The organism is Ruegeria sp. SAZD013 (assembly GCF_059612525.1).
On the sequence record NZ_JBXWQT010000020.1, the window covers coordinates 1 to 19,364 of the forward strand.

The 19,364-nt window shown below is 58.3% G+C and carries 21 protein-coding genes; 12 read left to right on the plus strand and 9 right to left on the minus strand.

Annotated features, from left to right (window positions below; genetic code table 11):
• The coding region (locus tag AC2FLU_RS06250; RefSeq protein WP_496808624.1) for a methyltransferase domain-containing protein at positions 1-976 on the plus strand (976 nt) is incomplete at its 5' end.
• A gap of 161 nt (positions 977-1,137) precedes the next feature.
• On the opposite strand, the gene AC2FLU_RS06255 is transcribed toward AC2FLU_RS06250, so the two are convergent.
• From AC2FLU_RS06255 to secG, 4 genes are all read right to left on the minus strand, one after another.
• Positions 1,138-1,908 (minus strand): isocitrate lyase/PEP mutase family protein, encoded by a 771-nt coding sequence (locus AC2FLU_RS06255; RefSeq protein ID WP_496808623.1) that lies wholly within the window; start codon positions 1,906-1,908, stop codon positions 1,138-1,140.
• 160 nt (positions 1,909-2,068) lie between these two features.
• Entirely contained in the window at positions 2,069-2,551 is a 483-nt protein-coding gene (locus tag AC2FLU_RS06260) for a bacterioferritin (RefSeq protein WP_496811908.1), read from the minus strand.
• 112 nt (positions 2,552-2,663) lie between these two features.
• Positions 2,664-4,307: a CTP synthase gene (gene pyrG / locus AC2FLU_RS06265; protein ID WP_496808622.1), complete on the minus strand. Its 1,644-nt coding sequence runs from the start codon at positions 4,305-4,307 to the stop codon at positions 2,664-2,666.
• A gap of 160 nt (positions 4,308-4,467) precedes the next feature.
• On the minus strand, positions 4,468-4,827 hold the full coding sequence (gene secG, locus AC2FLU_RS06270; protein ID WP_480476944.1) for a preprotein translocase subunit SecG: 360 nt from the start codon (positions 4,825-4,827) through the stop codon (positions 4,468-4,470).
• Between the two features lie 150 nt (positions 4,828-4,977).
• On the opposite strand from secG, the gene nthA reads away from it, so the two are divergent.
• The 5 genes from nthA to AC2FLU_RS06295 all read left to right on the plus strand — a co-directional run bounded on the left by nthA (position 4,978) and on the right by AC2FLU_RS06295 (position 8,348).
• On the plus strand, positions 4,978-5,592 hold the full coding sequence (nthA, locus tag AC2FLU_RS06275) for a nitrile hydratase subunit alpha (RefSeq protein ID WP_480476456.1): 615 nt from the start codon (positions 4,978-4,980) through the stop codon (positions 5,590-5,592).
• Complete coding sequence (gene nthB / locus AC2FLU_RS06280) at positions 5,589-6,266, plus strand: nitrile hydratase subunit beta (RefSeq protein WP_496811909.1); 678 nt, start codon at positions 5,589-5,591, stop codon at positions 6,264-6,266. Before nthA ends, nthB begins: the two co-directional genes overlap by 4 nt.
• On the plus strand, positions 6,263-6,601 hold the full coding sequence (locus tag AC2FLU_RS06285) for a nitrile hydratase accessory protein (protein WP_480476460.1): 339 nt from the start codon (positions 6,263-6,265) through the stop codon (positions 6,599-6,601). The genes nthB and AC2FLU_RS06285 overlap by 4 nt, the downstream gene beginning before the upstream one ends.
• Before the next feature lie 215 nt (positions 6,602-6,816).
• The gene (locus AC2FLU_RS06290; protein ID WP_480476462.1) at positions 6,817-8,112 is read left to right on the plus strand and encodes an adenylosuccinate synthase; all 1,296 of its coding nucleotides are present in this window, start codon (positions 6,817-6,819) and stop codon (positions 8,110-8,112) included.
• Positions 8,112-8,348 (plus strand): DUF2842 domain-containing protein, encoded by a 237-nt coding sequence (locus tag AC2FLU_RS06295; RefSeq protein WP_496714538.1) that lies wholly within the window; start codon positions 8,112-8,114, stop codon positions 8,346-8,348. Before AC2FLU_RS06290 ends, AC2FLU_RS06295 begins: the two co-directional genes overlap by 1 nt.
• A 200-nt stretch (positions 8,349-8,548) precedes the next feature.
• Here the strand turns inward: AC2FLU_RS06295 and AC2FLU_RS06300 are convergent, their stop codons facing one another.
• The gene (locus AC2FLU_RS06300; protein WP_480493469.1) at positions 8,549-10,252 is read right to left on the minus strand and encodes a hypothetical protein; all 1,704 of its coding nucleotides are present in this window, start codon (positions 10,250-10,252) and stop codon (positions 8,549-8,551) included.
• Between the two features lie 123 nt (positions 10,253-10,375).
• Here AC2FLU_RS06300 and AC2FLU_RS06305 point away from each other — a divergent pair, with 123 nt between their 5' ends.
• On the plus strand, positions 10,376-11,083 hold the full coding sequence (locus AC2FLU_RS06305) for a thiamine diphosphokinase (protein WP_480493467.1): 708 nt from the start codon (positions 10,376-10,378) through the stop codon (positions 11,081-11,083).
• Here the strand turns inward: AC2FLU_RS06305 and AC2FLU_RS06310 are convergent.
• Genes AC2FLU_RS06310 through AC2FLU_RS06325 form a run of 4 tightly spaced genes read right to left on the minus strand, consistent with a single transcriptional unit; the run spans position 11,028 to position 14,501 of the window.
• Positions 11,028-11,942, minus strand: coding sequence for a DMT family transporter (locus AC2FLU_RS06310; RefSeq protein ID WP_480624306.1), 915 nt, complete (start codon positions 11,940-11,942; stop codon positions 11,028-11,030). The two genes, AC2FLU_RS06305 and AC2FLU_RS06310, sit on opposite strands and share 56 nt — an antisense overlap.
• 45 nt (positions 11,943-11,987) lie before the next feature.
• The gene (locus tag AC2FLU_RS06315; RefSeq protein ID WP_496808617.1) at positions 11,988-12,404 is read right to left on the minus strand and encodes a GFA family protein; all 417 of its coding nucleotides are present in this window, start codon (positions 12,402-12,404) and stop codon (positions 11,988-11,990) included.
• Positions 12,405-12,424: 20 nt separating this feature from the next.
• The gene (locus AC2FLU_RS06320; protein WP_496808616.1) at positions 12,425-13,798 is read right to left on the minus strand and encodes an L-serine ammonia-lyase; all 1,374 of its coding nucleotides are present in this window, start codon (positions 13,796-13,798) and stop codon (positions 12,425-12,427) included.
• A 1-nt stretch (position 13,799) separates the two neighbouring features.
• Positions 13,800-14,501, minus strand: coding sequence for a glutathione S-transferase family protein (locus AC2FLU_RS06325; protein ID WP_480604141.1), 702 nt, complete (start codon positions 14,499-14,501; stop codon positions 13,800-13,802).
• A 167-nt stretch (positions 14,502-14,668) separates the two neighbouring features.
• Between AC2FLU_RS06325 and rpiA the strand changes: the two genes are divergently transcribed.
• The 5 genes from rpiA to AC2FLU_RS06350 all read left to right on the plus strand — a co-directional run bounded on the left by rpiA (position 14,669) and on the right by AC2FLU_RS06350 (position 19,245).
• The gene (gene rpiA, locus AC2FLU_RS06330; RefSeq protein ID WP_209504279.1) at positions 14,669-15,457 is read left to right on the plus strand and encodes a ribose-5-phosphate isomerase RpiA; all 789 of its coding nucleotides are present in this window, start codon (positions 14,669-14,671) and stop codon (positions 15,455-15,457) included.
• Between the two features lie 124 nt (positions 15,458-15,581).
• Complete coding sequence (gor, locus tag AC2FLU_RS06335; RefSeq protein ID WP_480604143.1) at positions 15,582-16,940, plus strand: glutathione-disulfide reductase; 1,359 nt, start codon at positions 15,582-15,584, stop codon at positions 16,938-16,940.
• A 72-nt stretch (positions 16,941-17,012) separates the two neighbouring features.
• Complete coding sequence (hflK, locus tag AC2FLU_RS06340; RefSeq protein WP_480557332.1) at positions 17,013-18,155, plus strand: FtsH protease activity modulator HflK; 1,143 nt, start codon at positions 17,013-17,015, stop codon at positions 18,153-18,155.
• Complete coding sequence (hflC, locus tag AC2FLU_RS06345) at positions 18,155-19,051, plus strand: protease modulator HflC (protein ID WP_480476482.1); 897 nt, start codon at positions 18,155-18,157, stop codon at positions 19,049-19,051. The genes hflK and hflC overlap by 1 nt, the downstream gene beginning before the upstream one ends.
• Complete coding sequence (locus tag AC2FLU_RS06350; protein ID WP_480476484.1) at positions 19,051-19,245, plus strand: DUF2065 domain-containing protein; 195 nt, start codon at positions 19,051-19,053, stop codon at positions 19,243-19,245. The genes hflC and AC2FLU_RS06350 overlap by 1 nt, the downstream gene beginning before the upstream one ends.
• The last annotated feature ends 119 nt before the right edge of the window (positions 19,246-19,364 follow it).

Below are 19,364 nucleotides of genomic sequence, written 5' to 3' on the forward strand. Positions count from 1 at the left end.
TCGGCGTGAAGAGCCGAGCAGGAAGACTTCAGCCGCTATTTCCGCCGCGCTTACACATCGACTTTTTCAACAGCATCTCAAAATAGCAGACGTACTGACCGCGCAAGAACTTTTGGCGTCGGCGGAGGGAAATGACACAATTAACCCTGATAGTTACGGCCTAATAGAGGAGATAGACTTCGTCGGCAGCGCCACCGAGTTGGGTTCAGTCGTGCCAAAAGACGAACATGGCAGTTTCGATTATATATATAGTTCCCATAATTTTGAACATTTACCGAATCCGATCAAATTTCTTCAAGCTTGTGAGGCGCTACTGAAGTCAGGGGGGCGCTTGATCATGATCGTACCGGATGGGCGGTTATGTTTCGACCATTTCCGCCCCCCGACAACTACGTCAGAATGGCTTGAAGCCTACCGGGAAGATCGAAAGAAACCGACAGAAAAGCAGGTTTTTGACTCGCGTTACGTTCTCTCCCGTGAGGCCTGCGGCGCAGAGTTCAAGCCTGTTAACCATCAAACACCACCTGAACTTCACAGACTGCAATTTGATCCCGCTGTTTTGTGGGAACAGTGGCAGCAAACAACGCCAGAATCTCCTTATCAGGATGCTCATTGCACTGTTATGACACCCAGTTCGCTGCGCTTGATGCTGCAAGACTGCCAATACTTGGGCTTGACATCTTTGCAAATCGAAGACGTGCAGGAACCCAAGGGTATCGAATTCATGGTCGTGATGCGTAAGCCAGCGCAAGACGTTCAGGTTATGAATGCCGAAGATTACGCAGATGTTCGATTGGAGCTTCTGCACCGGGTCTGGAAGGATCAGGGCTGGCGTGTAACACAGTTCGGTGCTGTTAATGGAAAGTTGGCGTTGTTTCCCGGCGGCAAAAGGTATCAATTACGAGGATCCAAAATTGGTCAGATACTTCGGAATATGAACTATCGGCGCCTTAAAAAAAGGCGTTCAAAAACTTAACGTTATCTTTCGACCAGTCAGGGTTTACGGGGATTCAGGTGTCTTGATCGGTTTAGTTGGTCGGGGATTTTCAATGAAAACCCTAGCCAACTTTGAAGATAAATTACCACCCAGATCACTCAGGATCCGGTGAAATGGCTTCGGTCAGGCTTTTGACGTGATTACCAGGTCAGGGCCTCTTTGGCTGCGGTTTGCAACCAGGCCAGCATTTGGCGATAGGGAACCGGACCGTAGCTGATCCGCGCAACCCCCAGTTTTGCCAGGGTGGGCGTATCCGGCGTGCCGGGCAGGGCGATGATATTGACCGGTAAGGCCGTGGATTCGCAAAGCCGGGCGATCAGGGCTTCGTTCTTTAGCCCAGGTGCAAAGAATCCGCTGGCACCTGCATCAGCATAGGCATTGGCACGGGCAATGGCCTCATCCAGCATCGTGTCGTCATGGGTGTCCACTGCTGCCTTCAGGAAGATATCTGTGCGCGCATTGACATAGGCGGGAATGCCTGCGCGCGCGCAGGCGTCGCACATCGCTTCAACACGTTTGGCCTGAGTGGCGATGTCAAAGAGGCCGTCTCCACCTATGATCTGGTCTTCAAAGTTGAAACCAACAACACCGCAGTCCAGCGCGCGCTGAACGTTTTGCGCGATCCCTTGCGGGTCTTCGGCATAAGCGCCCTCGAAATCCAGTGTTACGGGCAAGTCAACCGCTGCAACGATGCGGCGTGCATTGTCCAACGCGGCCTCAAGTGGAATGTTCTGCCCGTCGCCATAGCCCTGCGCCATGGCAACAGGGGCACTGCCGGTCGCGATGGCCTGGGCACCAGCGTCCCGAACAGCGCCAGCGCTGCCAGCGTCCCAGATATTGAACAGAATGACAGGATCGCCTTTCTTGTGAAGGCTGGTAAAGGTCACGGCTTTCTGGGACTGGCTGGTCATCGGAACTCTCCTGTTGTCGCGTATCCTACAGCTAACGCTGTGAAAATGACCCGGCCAGAGTTTTTGCACCCAGACAGGTCACTTTGAGGTGACGGCACAGGCACAGATTGCGTCAGCTGTGCAAAGTACCTGTGACATCCACCGGTTTGAAACCAAGGCCTCAGGCTTCGCCCGCAGCGCCAGAGACGAATTTCGCGCTAAACGCAGATTCGCCAAGACGTTGCAGCAGGCTCAGCTGTGTCTCCAGCCAGGCTTTATGACCTTCTTCTTCCATCAGGATACGTTCGAACAATGTACGCGAACCAACATCACCGACTTCGGCCGCCTGTTGCGCTGCATTGGTGTAGAAATCGACGGCCTCACTCTCGTCTTGGAGATCAGAGGCGAACATTTCTTCCAGCGTGCCCGCTTCGGCTGGGCTTTTCTGAAACGCAAGCTCGGGGGTTCCACCCAGAAACAGGATACGTTCGATAAAGGCGTCAGAATGCACCAGTTCTTCCTGCATCTCGCCCCGCATTTTCTCAGCCAGAATATCAAGGCCCCAGTCGTCCAAAACGTGCGCGTGCAACTGGTATTGGTGCGCGGCAGTAAGCTCCATATGAAGCGCTTGCTGAAGGTTGCTGATCGTTGTTGCGTTGCTCATCGGAAATCTCCTGAAATCGTGAAATGCAAAAGCAGAAAGCCTGCCTCTGCACAGAGTTAAGAGATCAATCCCCACGAAACAACGTGGGGTGACAGTCCGACACAGTCAGGGATCAGACCAGGCGCGAGGTGTCTTTCGCGGCCCGCACAAAATCGCGAAACAGCGGATGCGGGTCAAACGGCTTGGACTTCAGTTCCGGGTGGTACTGAACGCCAATGAACCACGGGTGATCCGCCCATTCCACGATTTCGGGCAGACGACCGTCCGGCGACATGCCCGAAAACTTCAGGTCCGCTTTTTCAAGCTTGTCGCGATACTTGATGTCCACCTCATAGCGGTGGCGGTGCCGTTCCTCGATCTGGGTGCCGCCATAGACCTCGGCGACTTTGGATCCGTCCGCCAATACTGCGTTGTAGGCCCCAAGGCGCATTGTGCCGCCCTTGTCGTCGCCGACCTTGCGCTCGACCTTGTGGTTGCCCTGTACCCACTCCTTGAGGTGATAGACCACCGGTTCAAACCGTTTCTTCCCGGCCTCATGGTCGAACTCCTCGGACCCGGCTTCGGTAATACCCGCAACGTTTCGCGCTGCCTCGATCACCGCCATCTGCATGCCAAGACAAATGCCCAGATAGGGGACTTTGTGCTCGCGCGCATATTGCGCCGCCTTGATCTTGCCTTCGGTGCCACGCTCGCCAAATCCACCGGGGACGAGGATGGCGTGGAAGCCTTCCAGATACGGAGCTGCGTCTTCGGTGTCGAAAACTTCGGCATCCACCCACTCGATCTTGACCTTCACACGGTTGGCCATACCGCCATGGGTCAGCGCCTCGGCAATCGACTTATAGGCGTCTTCAAGCTGCGTGTATTTGCCGACAATGGCCACTTTCACTTCGCCTTCGGCGTTGTGGATGCGGTCGCTGACATCTTCCCATTTGGCCAGATCAGGTTTGGGGGCGGGGCTGATCTGGAAGGCATCCAGAACGGCCTGGTCCAGCCCCTCGCGGTGATAGGCCAGCGGCGCGTCGTAAATGGTGGACAGGTCCTGCGCCGCGATCACGCTGTCCGGACGCACGTTACAGAACAGGGCAAGCTTTTCCCGTTCCTTGGTCGGGATCGGCCCTTCGGACCGGCAGACCAGAATATCGGGGGCCAGACCGATCGAGCGCAGTTCTTTCACCGAGTGCTGGGTAGGCTTGGTTTTCAACTCACCCGACGCTTTGATGTAGGGCAGCAACGTCAGATGCATAAAGATACACTGGCCGCGCGGTTTGTCCTGACTGAACTGTCGGATGGCTTCAAAGAAGGGCAGGCCTTCGATGTCACCCACGGTACCGCCAATCTCACACAGCATGAAATCAACCTCATCCTCGCCGATGGCGATGAAATCCTTGATCTCGTTGGTGACGTGCGGGATCACCTGAATGGTCTTGCCGAGGTAATCTCCGCGGCGTTCTTTCTCGAGCACGTTTGAATAAATCCGCCCGGAACTGACCGAGTCGGTCTTGCGCGCTGCGACACCGGTGAACCGTTCGTAATGGCCAAGGTCCAGATCGGTCTCGGCGCCATCATCGGTGACAAACACTTCGCCATGCTCAAAGGGCGACATCGTGCCGGGATCGACGTTCAGATAGGGGTCCAGCTTGCGCAGACGCACCGAATAACCGCGGGCCTGCAACAAAGCGCCCAAAGCTGCCGAAGCCAGCCCTTTGCCCAAGGACGAAACCACACCACCGGTGATGAAAATAAAACGTGCCATAGTTTTTCGGCTGCTCCCGTGAGACGTCAAAATCAGCTGCCCGGCGGTTCCGAAAAACCGCTGCATCACGGGACTTCACGTATAAAGGATTCGCGCCAAAAGCGCAAGAGAACCGCAAGATGCTGTTGCAGTCCTCTTTCATGTTTCTAGGTTTTGTGGATCAATCCGCCTGCGGGATCAGAGGCGCGTTGTCGTCCTGTGCCGGCGGCAAAAGATCATCAACCGACGGAATCGCCGGTGCACTTTCCTCGGTCGAAGCCGGTGCCGGAACGCCCAGACGGTCGATTACCGAGCTGCCCGAAGATTTCTGAGCCGCAAGAATGGTCAGCGTGATCGAGGTGACGATGAAACAGGCCGCCAGAATCCACGTCAGCTTGCCCAATGCCGTCGCTGCTGCGCGACCGGCCATGGCACCGCCACCACCCATACCCAGGCCACCGCCTTCGGACCGCTGCATCAGGACAACGGCGATCAGGCCCAGAGCCAGAAGAAGATGGATAATGAGAACGACGTTTTCCATGGTGGTCCTGTACAGCGTGGCGTGTATCGCGTGGTACTTATGCAAGTTTGCCAGCGGGGGCAAGTCAGGAGTTGGCATCAACTTCTTTGATGTATCCCATCACGTCAAAGGGACTGGACAGTGTGTTGATTTGTGACGCAGGCTGCGGCCATGCCACATGACGATCACGACCACCCGCATGCCCTGTTGCCACCTGAACCCGCATTGCGCGTCAAAGCGCTCGAGACGATTCTGACCCGCAAAGGGCTGATCGATCCGGCGGCTCTGGATGAGATCATCGACACTTATCAGAACAGGATCGGGCCGCAAAACGGCGCGCGCGTCGTTGCCAAAGCCTGGAGCGACCCTGCCTTCAAAGCTGCCCTGCTTGAAGACGCCACTCCGGTCGTAGCGGACCTTGGCTACTATGGCCGCCAGGGCGAACATATGGTGGTGGTCGAGAATACACCGGACCGGCACAATATGGTCGTCTGCACCCTGTGCAGCTGTTACCCTTGGCCGCTGCTGGGTATCCCGCCCGGATGGTACAAATCCGACGCCTACCGAGCCCGCGCAGTGCGAGAACCGCGCAAGGTGTTGGCCGAATTCGGCGTCACCTTGCCCCAAGACACCTCTGTACGGGTTTGGGATTCGACGGCCGAGATTCGCTATCTCGTCTTGCCCATGCGCCCTGAAGGCACAGACGGAATGAGCGAAGATGAGCTTGCTGCGCTTGTGACGCGCGACAGCATGATCGGCACGGGCCTTCCCAAGGTGCCATCATGACCCGCGTTCACGATATGGGAGGCCGTTTCGGTGATGGTCCGATACACCCCGAGGCAGAGGACGCGCCTGTTTTTGCCGAAGACTGGCACGCCCGCGCTCTTGCGGTGACACTTGCATCCGGGTTTCTGGGGCAGTGGAACATCGACGTTTCGCGCCACGCGCGCGAACGCTTGTCTCCGAAGGATTACACCCGGTTTTCGTATTATGAGAAATGGATATCCGGTCTGGCCGATCTGCTGGTCGAAAAGGGCGTTCTGACATTGGATGATCTGCGTGGCGTGAGCGGCGACAATCCGCACCCCTTGGCAAACAGAGCGCTCAAGGCCGAAGCCGTGTCCGCTGCGCTGGCCAAAGGCGGGCCTGCGGACAGGCCTTCCAATGTCGCGGCGCTGTATTCTGTGGGGCAAGAGGTTGTCACGGTCCGGCCGACAGCAAATCGCCTCGTGGATGGAGGTCACACGCGCCTGCCTGTCTATGCATCCGGTGCCAGGGGCCGAATCCTGCGCCTGCACGGAACCCATGTTCTGCCCGATTCCAATGCGCATGGGTTGGGTGAGGCGCCAGAGCCGATTTATGCAGTGGCTTTTGCGGCATCAGAACTCTGGGCCGCCACCGAACATCCCGCCGACCAGGTGGTGCTGGACCTCTGGCAAAGCTACCTGGAACCGGCATGAACGACTGTATCTCATACGGAGCCCCCGAGCCGGTTTTTGCTGAACCCTGGCACGCTCAGGTCTTTGCCGTCACCGTCGCGCTGAACGAGGCTGGGCGGTTCGATTGGGCGGATTGGGCGGCGCGCTTTTCAGCGACATTGAAACACAATGGGCTTGCCCGGGAATTGGATGGCGGTGACGATTACTTCCACGCATGGCTGGAAACGCTTGAGGCATTGCTGGCCGAACAGGGCGCTGCAAGGCCGAAAGATGTGCTTGATCTGCATAAGGCCTGGGAAGAGGCTTACCTGACCACTCCGCATGGGCAACCTGTCCACTTACGGCGACAGGGTTAGGGGGCTCTGCCCCCGCCGCCCGTTCCGGGCGCCTCCCCCGGGATATTTACAGCCAGGTGAAGCAGGGGATCCACTCTTCATCTGGCTACAAATATCCCCGCCGGAGGCATCGCGCGCCAGCGCGATTTTCCTCTGCGGCGAAATATCGGTTTCCCTGCCGTTTTTGCCCCGCTATATGAGCCGGGTTTGATCACTCAGCACGAAAAGGACCGGATATGGCCAACGTGGTTGTTGTCGGCGCCCAATGGGGCGACGAAGGAAAAGGCAAGATTGTCGACTGGCTCAGCGAAAGGGCGGACGTAATCGCGCGTTTTCAGGGCGGTCACAATGCCGGTCATACGCTGGTGATCGACGGTGAGGTTTATAAGCTGCACGCGCTTCCTTCGGGCGTGGTACGCGGCGGCAAGTTGAGCGTTATTGGCAACGGCGTGGTTCTGGACCCCTGGCATCTGGTCAATGAGATCGCAACCATCCGGGCGCAGGGTGTTGAGATCACTCCTGAGACGCTGATGATCGCTGAAAACACGCCATTGATTCTGCCCATTCATGGCGAGTTGGACCGTGCGCGCGAGGAAGCTGCGAGCAAAGGCACCAAGATCGGAACAACCGGTCGTGGAATTGGCCCGGCATATGAAGACAAGGTTGGGCGGCGTTCTGTTCGCGTTGCCGATCTGGCGGACGAAGCCACGCTGGAGGCCCGCGTTGACCGCGCGTTGCAACATCACGATCCGTTGCGCAAGGGACTGGGTATCGAGCCGGTTGACCGCGACGCGCTGATTGCTCAACTCAAAGAGATAGCGCAACAAATTCTGCCGTTTGCAGCTCCCGTCTGGAAAGTGCTGAACGAAAAGCGCAAGGCCGGGAAACGCATCCTGTTTGAAGGGGCGCAGGGCGCGCTGCTGGATATCGATTTCGGCACCTATCCCTTTGTGACGTCGTCAAACGTGATTGCGGGGCAGGCGGCAACCGGTGTTGGTATTGGCCCAGGCTCGATCAATTTCGTGCTTGGCATTGTTAAGGCCTATACCACCCGTGTTGGAGAAGGGCCGTTCCCGACCGAGTTGGAAGACGCAGACGGTCAGCGTCTGGGTGAACGCGGGCACGAATTCGGCACGACAACAGGCCGCAAGCGCCGCTGCGGATGGTTCGACGCCTGTCTGGTGCGCCAGACCTGCGCAACCAGCGGCGTGAACGGTATTTCGCTGACCAAGCTGGATGTTCTGGACGGGTTTGAGACACTTAAGATCTGTACCGGGTATGAGCTGGATGGCGAACGTTTGGATTACCTTCCGACCGCTGCTGATCAGCAAGCCCGCTGTAACCCGATTTATGAAGAAATGCCGGGGTGGAGCGAATCGACCGAAGGCGCGCGCAGCTGGGCGGATTTACCTGCAAATGCGATCAAATATGTGCGTCGGGTCGAAGAACTGATCGAGTGCCCGGTTGCGCTTTTGTCCACAAGCCCGGAGCGGGACGACACCATTCTGGTGACGGACCCCTTTGCTGACTGATGCGCGAGAAACAGAAGAAAGGGTTGAGTTACAAGGCACGCCGGCGCTGGTCGCTGGTGATCCTTGTGCTTGGCCTTCCGCTGTACATCATCGCCGTGGTGACGATCGTGAACTTGCTGGGGCGTCCTCCGATCTGGATTGAGTTGCTGGTTTATATCGTGCTGGGCATCCTTTGGGCCCTGCCGTTCAAGTTCGTGTTTCGCGGCGTCGGTAAAGAAGACCCCGATCAGTCCTAGCGCTCGTGAGGTACGTGTAAATGACCGGGCCTGCTGAGTGCCGTGCGGGAAAACGCGTGGTCCTCGGCGCTTTGGTGACGACCGTCTGGTAACAGTCGAAACGTTCGGGCTTTGTCATTCAGGACGGGCGTTTGGTCCAATGGCCAAAAGCAAAAAGGCCGGGGGTAAACCCGGCCTTGATTGATAACCTTCAAGCGTGATCAGCCTACGGCACGCTCGTCATCGGGGCGAAAACCGATCAGGTTGGACGCCGCGAAACGCCCGCCTCCGGCTTTCTCGATTTTACCATCGCGCAGCAACTGCCCAAAAGAACGCAGGCTTTCTTCGCGATTGAACTCGTCTTGTTTCAGCGAACGCACCTTGTTCATCAGCTGCGGGCGCGAAAACTGCTCCTGACCTTCGATGAAGGACAGATAGGCGGCAGCCGCTTCCAGAAGATCAGGCAGCGATTGCGCACCCTGTTCCTGTGCAAACTGTGCAAAACCGCCTTCCTCTGATCCGGTTGCTTCCTGGTCTGTAGTGACGCGACGTGGCAAGACCGGACTTGCGGATGTTCCGTGTTCATCCACGCGCTGCTCGGCCACCAGCTTGAGTGGCGCCGGAGCTTCCGGTGCCGGACGCATGCTGGTTACCTTGATTTCGGGTCGCCGTGGGCTGACCACGGATGCCAGATCGCCGCGGTATTCCCGGTCGGCCGCCTCTTTCGAGCGCGCCTGACCGTCGCGGTCGGCTTCGGTGGCTGCGACGGCGGTGCGCAGGTGCGAATAGGTTTCGCGCGCATCGCTGCTGCTGGGGTCATCCATATGCTCGCCGGTCTTTGCCATCAGGCGCGACATATCCTGATCGGGATCCGCATCGTCAGCCAGTTTTTGGCTCGAACGACCGGACAGGTGCTGTTCGATCTCGGAAATTTCGGTCAACAGGTGCATTTCGTCTTCTGCCGTCAATACACCCTGCGTCAGGTCTTCCTCGACCGGTTCATCGTCGGATTCAATTGCTACGTCTTCAACGTTGAGGATGTTGGGGGCATCTTCTTCGTCGAAATCGTCTTCGGCAACGTCTTCAAGATCAGCGAACAAAGGCTCGGCAGCGGACTGATCCGCCACCGGCGCGTCTTCGATTTCGTCGATATGCAGGGGCTGGGGGGTCAGGGGCGCCTGCAAGTCAACGGTTTCTTCGATCTGAGTTTCAGCACCTTCGGGGATCAGCGCTTCTGCTGTCTCAGCCGCTTGCGGTTCTTCAGCTTCCTGATCCTGCAACTCATCAATCGCAGGTGCCGCGGGCTCTTCGGTTTCCTGGGATTCAGGCTCTGTGGGTTCGGCAAAGTCTTCTGCGCTGAGCGCACCGGCCTCAAACGCAGCGGCCACAGCATCTACCGGGGGGGCGGTATTGGCCAGCAGCGGCGACTCTTCGTCTTCGGAATACTCGGCAGCGGGCACGTCGGAATGAGAGACGACCGCGCGAATGCGTTGCAGTTTCGCCGCGATGCTGTCAGCAGCCGGTGGCGGGGTGTCCGCGACAGGTTCCGCTTCGGCGAACCCGGTCTGCGCGGGGGCCGGTTGCGGCTGAACATGAGTGGGAGTATCGGCAGCCTTGATAGCGGCCGTGTGCGGGGCCGGTTCTTCAGCAGCGACAGGAGTTTCGGTGGTCTGAGTGGCGCGCAGCAACAGGCCGGATTCGTTCTGACGGGCTTCGACGCGCTGTGATGCATCGCGCCGGGCGATGCGGGTCAGCATTTCGGCATCCGGTTGCGGGGGTTCCGAGCCGAAGTAACGGTCATCCGCTGCGAGATCGCGGAAATACTCGGCGATGGCTTTCATCGTTTCAAAGGAATCATCAAATCCTTCCAAAGTGCAGGAGAAGGTTCCATATGAAACGGTTAATACCTTGTTATTCTGTACCATCAGACGCACGTCCTTTACAAACTACGAGAGCCCACTTACCCGGAATCGGGAGCACACGAAGGCTCTGAACTTTATGCATGAACCTATCATTTTGTGGTCTTAATGTGTCCAAATCCGGGAAAAATGGCCAATCTTAGGAAAATCAAGCCAATTGTACGCTCTGCCGATCCAATTGGGTTGTTCGGAGGGGGATTTATCGGATATGGAGACCTGAATCTGGTGCTGAATCGCGTCAATTCGGTCGTTGCCGCCGATGGCGGAGCGGACGTTTTGACAGAATCAGGCCGGATTCCCGATGCGGTGATTGGTGACTTCGATTCGCTGAGCCAAGCGACGCAAGCAAAAATTCCCGCGGATCGCCTGTTTGCCATCCGCGAACAGGACAGTACCGATTTCGACAAGGCTCTGCGCAATCTGCACGCTCCGCTGGTTCTGGGGGCAGGGTTTCTTGGCGGGCGGCTTGATCATCAACTGGCCGTTCTGAATGTTCTGGTCCGACGGCAGGATCAGGCCTGCATATTGCTGGGCGAACGTGAGTTGGTTTTTCACGCACCGCCAGAGATCAAGCTGCCGGTTGCGCCCGGCGATGTGGTCTCGCTGTTTCCGATGCAGTCAGTGACGGGGCGTAGTACCGGGCTGGAATGGCCGATTGACGATCTGGCCTTTCGGCCGGACGGGCAGGTGGGAACGTCCAACCGCGCACTGGCACCTGTCGAGCTGAAGATGGATGGGCCGGGCTTGCTGGTGATGATCCCGCGCGCTGCACTCGATCCGCTTATGCAGGTGTTTCTGTCGGGGCAGACCGGGCGCTGGCCCGCTCGCGCAGAATGACGTACAGGCCTGCGGCAATGGTAATGACGATGCCAACTGCAGCCAATCCGTCGGGCAGGTCGCTGAAGATCACCCATCCGATCAGGGTTGCAACCGGGATTTCCAGATATTGCATCGGGGCCAGTGTAGCAGAGGGCGCATAGCGCAGCGACCAAGTCATCAGCAGATGGGCGACCGTACCCAACACCCCGATCGCAATCAGCAGCCAGTTCAGGTCGCTGGACGGCAGGGTCATCGAGAGCTCTTGAATGTTCATTTGCGTGCCAATCAGAAGGATCGGAGCCAGAAGGACTGTCGCAAATACGCCGGACACGGCTTGCAACGACACCGGATCGGTCTCTTTCGCGACTTGCCGTGTGACCAGCATGAACAAGGCAAAGACTACGGCAACGATCAGTGGCAGCAACGCAGGTGCACCCACCTCGGCAAAGCTGGGTTGAATGACCAGCAATGTGCCGATGAACCCGACAATGCAGGCGGCAAGACGGCGGGAACCGACCTCTTCCTCCAGAACATATTTGCCCAGCAGCAGCATGATGAATGGCATGACGAAAGCAATAGCAACGGCGTCCGCCAAGGGCAGGAATTGCAGCGCGCTGAACATGGCCGAAATGCCGATGATATGCAGCAGCGTCCGTAGCAGGGTCAGCCGCAGGATCCGTCCGCGCATCCGCCAGGGTCGCCCCGTCACCGCAACCAGCGGGATCAGGATCACCGCTTGCACCGCGAAACGCACCGTGACCAGCAGACCCAGCGGCGTGGTCTCGCCCAACAGCTTCGCCATCGCATCCCCCAAGGGCGCGAGCACGCAAAAACCGAGCATCAAAAAGATGCCAAAGACGGGTCTGTCCTGAGTCACGAGCGCGACGCTAACTGTTTCGCGACGCAGAGGGAAGCGCTGTTGTCAGCGGTCGGCCAGGGGCTGAACCTTGGTGTAATCCGGCCCGTTGCAGGTAGGCAAACCATCCTCCAATTTCAGCCATTTCAGCTTTTCTTCATGCGCGACATGTAACGTAGGTTCCAGCGCTTCAGGAGAGTCCAACGTCGCGACAAAACGGTGCATCACATCCGACATGGCGGTTGAACTGAAGGACATTGGCGTGCCGCAGTGCGGGCAGAAGCTGCGCTCGACACCGGGAGAGGAGTTGAAACGCTTGGGCTCTTCACCGGTCCACCGCCAATGGCCATCGCGAACTCCGAAATACGTTGTCATCGGCGCTGCGCATTGGCGACGGCAACAGTCGCAATGGCAGCTGACGCATGACAGTACCGGAGGGTCGACCTCGAACCGGATCCTGCCGCACAGACAATGTCCACGCATGTCGCCCCTCGCTTTCTGTTTCAGCAGTTCGGTACGTTCACAGCCAGACCACCCAGCGACGTTTCCTTGTATTTCTCATGCATGTCATGGCCGGTCTGGCGCATCGTCTCGATCACCGCGTCCAGCGGCACGAAATGCTGACCGTCCCCGCGCAAGGCCAGCGAGGCCGCTGAGACCGCTTTGATGGCCCCCAGCCCGTTTCGTTCGATACAAGGAACCTGAACCAGCCCGGCAACAGGGTCGCAGGTCATGCCCAGATGATGCTCCAGCGCGATCTCGGCGGCATTTTCCACCTGTTCGGGGGTTCCCCCCATCACGGCGCAAAGCCCGGCTGCCGCCATGGCGGCCGCGCTGCCAACTTCGGCCTGACATCCCGCTTCGGCACCCGAGATTGAGGCGTTGTATTTCACCAATCCACCAATGGCCGCTGCGGTCAGCAAGAAATCCTCGATATGGCTCTCGGACGCGCCCGGTACGTGATCCAGATAATAGCGCAGAACAGCGGGCAGAACACCTGCGGCCCCGTTGGTGGGCGCGGTGACAACTTGCCCGCCCGCCGCGTTTTCCTCGTTGACCGCCATGGCATAGACGCTCATCCAGTCGTTGATCGTGTGCGGCGCGGTCAGGTTCATGCCGCGCTCGGCCATCAGCGCATCATAGATGCCTTTCGCGCGGCGGCGCACTTTCAACCCGCCCGGAAGGATGCCGTCAGTGGTCAAGCCACGTTCGATACAGGCATTCATGACGTCCCACAGGCGGGCCGAGCCTTTCGCGAAACTGTCGGCGCAGCCCCGCGCGATCTCGTTCGCGCGCTTCATCCCGGCAATGCTTTTGCCACTGGATTTGGCCATCTCAAGCATTTCTGCGGCGGATTTGAACGGGAACGGGACCGGGTCGCCTTCGTCGGTGTCTTTCCCCTCGGCCAGTTCTTCCTCGGTCAGGACAAAGCCGCCGCCGATCGAATAGAACACCTGCCGCAGGATCACATCGCCCTGTGCGTCGGTGGCCATCAGGATCATCCCGTTGGCGTGTCCGGGCAGATTGTTGTCGTAGTCAAAGATCAGATCCGCCTTGGGATCGAAATGAAGCGTCGGCAGGCCTTCGGGCGTGACCGTGTGCGCGCGGGCGATATCAGCCAGCGCGGCCTCGGCCTTTTCATTGTCATAGGTGTCAGGAACAAAACCCGCCAGACCCAGAATGGTCGCCCGATCGGTCGCGTGACCGACACCGGTGAAGGCAAGCGAGCCGTGCAACGATCCTTTCAGGCCTGTAAATTCAAAGGGGGAGGCGCGCATCATGTCCAAAAAGCGCGCCGCGGCCACCATCGGGCCCATTGTGTGCGATGAAGACGGGCCAATGCCCACTTTGAACATATCGAAGACAGATAGGAACATATCAGATAGCCGAGCCTTCCGGGGGATTAGCGTAAGTAGGGGATGTGAAAGGTGTAACGCCCAAACCTTCCGCAGCGATTGCCGAACGGGTGGCGGGGCATGTCTCAAGGTGCAGAAGAACTTTCTGCAGATGCGGCGTGTCGGCCAGTTGATACCAGCTACGGTTAGCACTTACGGGGTACAGGGCCATCCAGCGCATCATGCAGGCGACATAATAGGTCAGAACCGATGGGACACCTGCGCGAAACCACTCAGGCCCGCGTTGCGCCAGCGCATCCAGCAGCCGCAGGTGCTGCAGCAACCGGGGTCGGATGCCCGCGCGCAGCGTGTCGGCCTGTGAGGCGTCTATGTATTTTTCAGCGTAGAACAGGATGCGCAGATCCGCATGCAACGTGTTGGACGCAAAAAACAGCCATTTCAGAAATCCGGCGCGTTCAGGATCATCCGCCGTCGGGGCAAGTTGACCATGGCGCTCCGTCAGCCAAAGCAGGATCGCCGCGGTTTCAAAGATCGGGCCCTGCGGCGTTTCCAGAACCGGGATCAGCCCGTTGGGATTAAGCGACCGATACGCGTCGCTGTCCTGCTCGTTCTGGCGGCGGTCCACCAGCACCGTTTCATAAGCCACGCCCATCTCGTCCAGCGCCAGCCGGATCACCAGCGAGGCGTTGTCAGGGGCATAGTGCAGGCGGTACGGGGTCAACATGCGCGCAACTTACAGCGCAAAGATGTGAGTGTAAGACATGATTGCGACTTTTCCGACAGGAAACGCGTAGTCCTGAGACATCTTAACGCCTGTCGGATCGCAAAATGGGGTCGCAGTCGCCTGACGCATTCCCTATAACTCCGTCAGAATAAACTGGGAAAGCTGCTATGACCAGAGATCTGTCGCCAATCGACACCGCGAAATATGTTGCCGCGTACCGTGCCGCCGACATGGTCGAAGACGGGATGCGCGTGGGCCTTGGCACAGGATCGACAGCCGCCTGGCTGGTGCGCCGTCTGGGTGAACGGGTGCGCGAAGACGGCCTGCGGATTAAGGGTGTTCCAACCTCGACCCGCACGGCGCAGCTTGCCCGCGAGGTTGGTATTGACGTCATTTCACTGGATCAGGCCGGTTGGCTGGACATGACCATCGACGGCGCGGATGAGTTCGATCAGGACCTGAACCTGATCAAGGGGGGCGGCGGTGCGCATTTGCAGGAAAAGATTGTGGCCACGGCCAGCGATCAGATGATCGTCATCGCCGATGCAGGCAAAGAAGTTGAAACTCTGGGGGCCTTTCCACTGCCTGTCGAGGTCATTCCCTTTGGCTGGCAGACAACGCGCACATTGATCGAGGAAGCCCTGGATACAATGGATGTACTTGGAACGTCCTCGGCGCTGCGCATGAATGGTGAGGCCCCGTTTGTAACCGATGAGGGCAACCACATCCTTGACCTGCACCTCAAGCGCATCGGCAACCCGCGCCAGATGGCGCTGATCCTGAACCAGGTGCCCGGTGTTGTGGAAAATGGCCTGTTCATCGACATCTGCGACAAGGTCGTGATCGGCCATGGCGATGGCCGGGTCGAGCTGCGGGATATCAACGCGGGCACGGTCGAACTGGATCAGCTGCTCAGCGGGTCGCGCGACAATCTGTTCTCCGATTTTTCGGACTGAGTTTCGTGCAGTTCCGTTCGGCAAGTGGCTATGAAAGTTCGAATTTTCCGCGCCGGGGGTTGGCACAGGCTTTTTTACGCCCAGATATCCAGAGAATTTTGAAAGTTGAACGAAGGAACCCGGCATGAGCTTTGACTATGATCTTTTTGTCATCGGCGGAGGTTCGGGCGGGGTCCGCGCGGCGCGTGTTGCGGCGGGCGAAACCGGCGCCAAGGTCGCGCTGGCCGAAGAAGACCGGTATGGCGGCACCTGTGTGATCCGGGGCTGCGTGCCAAAGAAGCTGATGGTCTTTGCCAGCGAATACTCGGGCATGGTCGGGGATGCGCAGGCCTATGGCTGGGACATTCAGCCCGGCGCGTTCAACTGGAACACTTTCCACGGCAAGCTGGTGGCCGAGCTTGATCGGTTGGAAGGGATATATCGCAATATCCTGAAGAACAACGGCGTCGAAAGCTTTGACCAGCGTGCGCGCCTTGTGGATGCCCACACGGTCGAGCTGACCGATGGAACCCGCAAAACCGCCAAACACATTCTGATCGCCACTGGCGGTCGCCCGGTTGTTCCGGATTTTCCGGGCTCGGAACTGGCGATTACGTCGAACGAGATATTCCATCTGGGTAAGCTGCCAGAAAGCATCCTGATCGTAGGGGGCGGTTATATCGCCTGTGAATTTGCCGGGATCATGAACGGGCTGGGGGTCAGGACGACTCAATTTTATCGCGGCGCACAGATCCTTCGGGGTTTTGATGACGAGGCGCGTGGACTGATCAGCGAAGAAATGTGCCAGAACGGCATCGACCTGCATCTGGGCACCAATGTGCTTGAGATGAAAAAGCAAGGCGACAAGATCTGGGTCAAGGCCACCAACGGCTCCGAGCAGAGTTTTGATGTGGTGATGTATGCCACGGGCCGTGCGCCGAATGCCGATAACCTTGGGTTGGAGGCTTTGGGCGTTGAACGCGGTCGTAAGGGTGAGATCATCGTGGATGAATACAGCCAGACCGCCGTTCCCTCGATATTTGCCATTGGCGATGTGACCGATCGGGTGAACCTGACCCCGGTCGCGATCCGCGAGGGGATGGCCTTTGTGGAAACCGTGTTCAAAGGCAATCCGACACCGGTAGATCACGAATTGATCCCGACTGCGATCTTCACTCAGCCCGAGATGGGAACTGTCGGCCTCAGCGAAGAAGAGGCAGCAGAACAGGAACCGATCGAGGTCTATGCCACATCTTTCAAGCCGATGCAGAAATCTTTTGCTGGCGGCACGCAGCGGGTACTGATGAAACTCATCGTCTCTCAGGCCACGCGCAAGGTGCTGGGTTGCCATATTGTCGCCCCCGGTGCCGGCGAGATGATCCAGCTGGCGGGAATCGCCGTAAAGATGGGCGCGACCAAGGAAGATTTTGACCGCACGGTTGCAGTTCACCCGGTCATGGCCGAAGAACTGGTGACAATGCGGCAACCTGTGCGCACGGCTTGATTTGCAAGCGCGCGCACACAGGTTACAAGGGAACCCGTGATCACACGGTCCAAAACGAAGGAAAAGATACATATGGCGGGCAACAGCGGCGGCCCCTGGGGGGGCGGAGGCTCATCCGGTGGCGGAGGAAATCAGGGTAACAACGGGAACGGGCGCAAGCCTCCCGAAAGCGATGGCCCGCATATTCCCGAGATCGATGAACTGATGAAAAAAGGCCAGGAGCAGCTGCGCGTCCTCATGGGCGGCCGTGGCGGCGGTGGCCGTGGCGGTAGCGGTGATCAGGGCGGTGGCGGTCCGGCCTTTACCAAGGGCACAGTTGCGATTGGCCTTGTTGCAGCTGCAGTAGTTTGGGGGCTTGCGAGCTTTTATACTGTCAAACCCGAAGAACAGTCTGTCGAACTGTTTCTGGGCGAATTCTCGGCCGTCGGCAATCCGGGCCTGAACTTTGCGCCATGGCCGTTTGTAACCGCCGAGGTTATTCCGGTGACCCGCGAACAGAACGAAGACATGGGTGGCGCGCGTGGTAGCGACGATGGCCTGATGCTGACCGGCGACGAGAATGTGGTCGACATAGATTATCAGGTTGTCTGGAACATCAACGACCCGGCCAAGTACCTGTTTAATCTGCGTGATCCGCGCCAGACGATCCGAGCCGTGTCCGAATCCGCGATGCGTGAGATCATTGCGCAAAGCGAGCTTGCACCGATCCTTAACCGTGATCGCGGCGTAATCGCCGACCGTTTGCAGGTGCTGATTCAGGATACAATGGACAGCTACGATTCGGGTGTGAACATCATTCGCGTCAACTTTGACAAAGCCGACCCGCCACAGGACGTGATCGCCTCCTTCCGCGATGTCCAGGCTGCCGCGCAAGAACGTGACCGGTTGCAGAACGTGGCAGACGCTTATGCCAACCGTGTGCTGGCCGAGGCACGCGGTGAAGCCGCACAGATTCTGGAAGAGGCTGAAGGGTACCGCGCCCAACAAATCAATAGTGCCCAAGGTGAGGCCAGCCGCTTTAGCGCGGTTCTGGAAGAATACTCCAAGGCACCGGACGTGACTCGCAAGCGTCTGTACTTGGAGCGGATGGAACAGATTTTGGGTGACGTCGACAAGATCATTCTAGACCCGAGTTCGAGTGGACAAGGGCAGGGCGTCGTGCCCTACCTGCCGCTGAATGAGCTGCGCCGTAGTCCTTCTGGGGAGAGCAACTGATGCGTAAGACGACATTTATTTTGCCGATCGTTTTCATCGCGGTAGTCGGTGTTCTTTCCTCGATTTTCATCGTGGACGAGCGCGAACGTGCTCTGGTTCTACAATTTGGCCGCGTTGTCGCGGTGAAGGAGGAGCCAGGTCTGGCGTTCAAGATACCGGTGATTCAAGAAGTAGTGCGCTATGACAACCGCATCCTGTCCATCGATGTCCACCCGCTGGAAGTTACTCCGCTGGATGATCGTCGTCTGGTGGTTGATGCGTTTGCGCGTTATCGAATTTCTGATCTGGAACAGTTCCGTCAGGCCGTTGGCGTCGGTGGTATCCCGGTGGCCGAGGATCGTCTGGACCGCATTCTGCGTGCTGAAACCCGCGAAGTACTGGGTTCGGTTTCCTCGCGTGACATCCTCAGCTCGGACCGTGCAGCCTTGATGCTGCGCATTCGAAATAGCGCGATTGCCGAAGCGCAGGCGTTAGGCGTCACCGTAATCGACGTGCGCTTGAAAGCGACCGACTTGCCGCAGGCCAACCTTGAGGCCACATTTGACAGGATGAAGGCCGAGCGGGAACGTGAAGCGACAGATGAACGCGCACGTGGTAACGAGGCGGCGCAACGTGTGCGCGCGCAGGCTGACCGGACTGTGGTTGAACTGGTGTCGGATGCGCGCCGTGAGGCTGAGATCACCCGCGGTGAAGCCGACGCCGAACGCAACGCGATCTTTGCCGAAGCTTATAGCGCCGATCCGGAGTTCTTTGAATTTTACCGCTCGTTGACGGCCTATCAGAATGCGCTGCAAGGCGGTAACAGCTCGCTGGTGTTGAGCCCGGATTCCGAGTTTTTCAATTACCTGGGTTCACCCACAGGGCGGAGTGTTCCGGCGGCTCCGGTCTCTGAATAATGGGCATGATCCTTCTGGCCTTCGGGCTGGTACTGATTGTCGAGGGGCTGGCCTATGCGCTGGCCCCTTCGCTTATCGAACGGATGCTGGAGGCGCTGCGCGCCATGCCCGTACAGGCCCGGCGTCTGGCCGGGTTGCTTTGTGTTGTCAGTGGTTTGATCCTGCTCTGGGGGGCATATCAACTGGGCTTTTGACGGGGCGGTTTCACGTGCGGGTGATTTCGCTGCGATCCCGAGTTGCTCACCGGGTTAAACTGACTACATTGGAAACTAAGAAAGGCCGATACAGGCCTTGGCAAGATTGTCGACAAGGA

Coding starts and splice junctions, on each gene's coding strand:
- AC2FLU_RS06255 (WP_496808623.1), bottom strand. CDS start 1,908: ATGACCAGCCAGTCCCAGAAAGCCGTGACCTTTACCAGCCTTCACAAG.
- AC2FLU_RS06260 (WP_496811908.1), bottom strand. CDS start 2,551: ATGAGCAACGCAACAACGATCAGCAACCTTCAGCAAGCGCTTCATATG.
- pyrG (WP_496808622.1), bottom strand. CDS start 4,307: ATGGCACGTTTTATTTTCATCACCGGTGGTGTGGTTTCGTCCTTGGGC.
- secG (WP_480476944.1), bottom strand. CDS start 4,827: ATGGAAAACGTCGTTCTCATTATCCATCTTCTTCTGGCTCTGGGCCTG.
- nthA (WP_480476456.1), top strand. CDS start 4,978: ATGCCACATGACGATCACGACCACCCGCATGCCCTGTTGCCACCTGAA.
- nthB (WP_496811909.1), top strand. CDS start 5,589: ATGACCCGCGTTCACGATATGGGAGGCCGTTTCGGTGATGGTCCGATA.
- AC2FLU_RS06285 (WP_480476460.1), top strand. CDS start 6,263: ATGAACGACTGTATCTCATACGGAGCCCCCGAGCCGGTTTTTGCTGAA.
- AC2FLU_RS06290 (WP_480476462.1), top strand. CDS start 6,817: ATGGCCAACGTGGTTGTTGTCGGCGCCCAATGGGGCGACGAAGGAAAA.
- AC2FLU_RS06295 (WP_496714538.1), top strand. CDS start 8,112: ATGCGCGAGAAACAGAAGAAAGGGTTGAGTTACAAGGCACGCCGGCGC.
- AC2FLU_RS06300 (WP_480493469.1), bottom strand. CDS start 10,252: ATGGTACAGAATAACAAGGTATTAACCGTTTCATATGGAACCTTCTCC.
- AC2FLU_RS06305 (WP_480493467.1), top strand. CDS start 10,376: ATGGCCAATCTTAGGAAAATCAAGCCAATTGTACGCTCTGCCGATCCA.
- AC2FLU_RS06315 (WP_496808617.1), bottom strand. CDS start 12,404: ATGCGTGGACATTGTCTGTGCGGCAGGATCCGGTTCGAGGTCGACCCT.
- AC2FLU_RS06320 (WP_496808616.1), bottom strand. CDS start 13,798: ATGTTCCTATCTGTCTTCGATATGTTCAAAGTGGGCATTGGCCCGTCT.
- AC2FLU_RS06325 (WP_480604141.1), bottom strand. CDS start 14,501: ATGTTGACCCCGTACCGCCTGCACTATGCCCCTGACAACGCCTCGCTG.
- rpiA (WP_209504279.1), top strand. CDS start 14,669: ATGACCAGAGATCTGTCGCCAATCGACACCGCGAAATATGTTGCCGCG.
- gor (WP_480604143.1), top strand. CDS start 15,582: ATGAGCTTTGACTATGATCTTTTTGTCATCGGCGGAGGTTCGGGCGGG.
- hflK (WP_480557332.1), top strand. CDS start 17,013: ATGGCGGGCAACAGCGGCGGCCCCTGGGGGGGCGGAGGCTCATCCGGT.
- hflC (WP_480476482.1), top strand. CDS start 18,155: ATGCGTAAGACGACATTTATTTTGCCGATCGTTTTCATCGCGGTAGTC.
- AC2FLU_RS06350 (WP_480476484.1), top strand. CDS start 19,051: ATGGGCATGATCCTTCTGGCCTTCGGGCTGGTACTGATTGTCGAGGGG.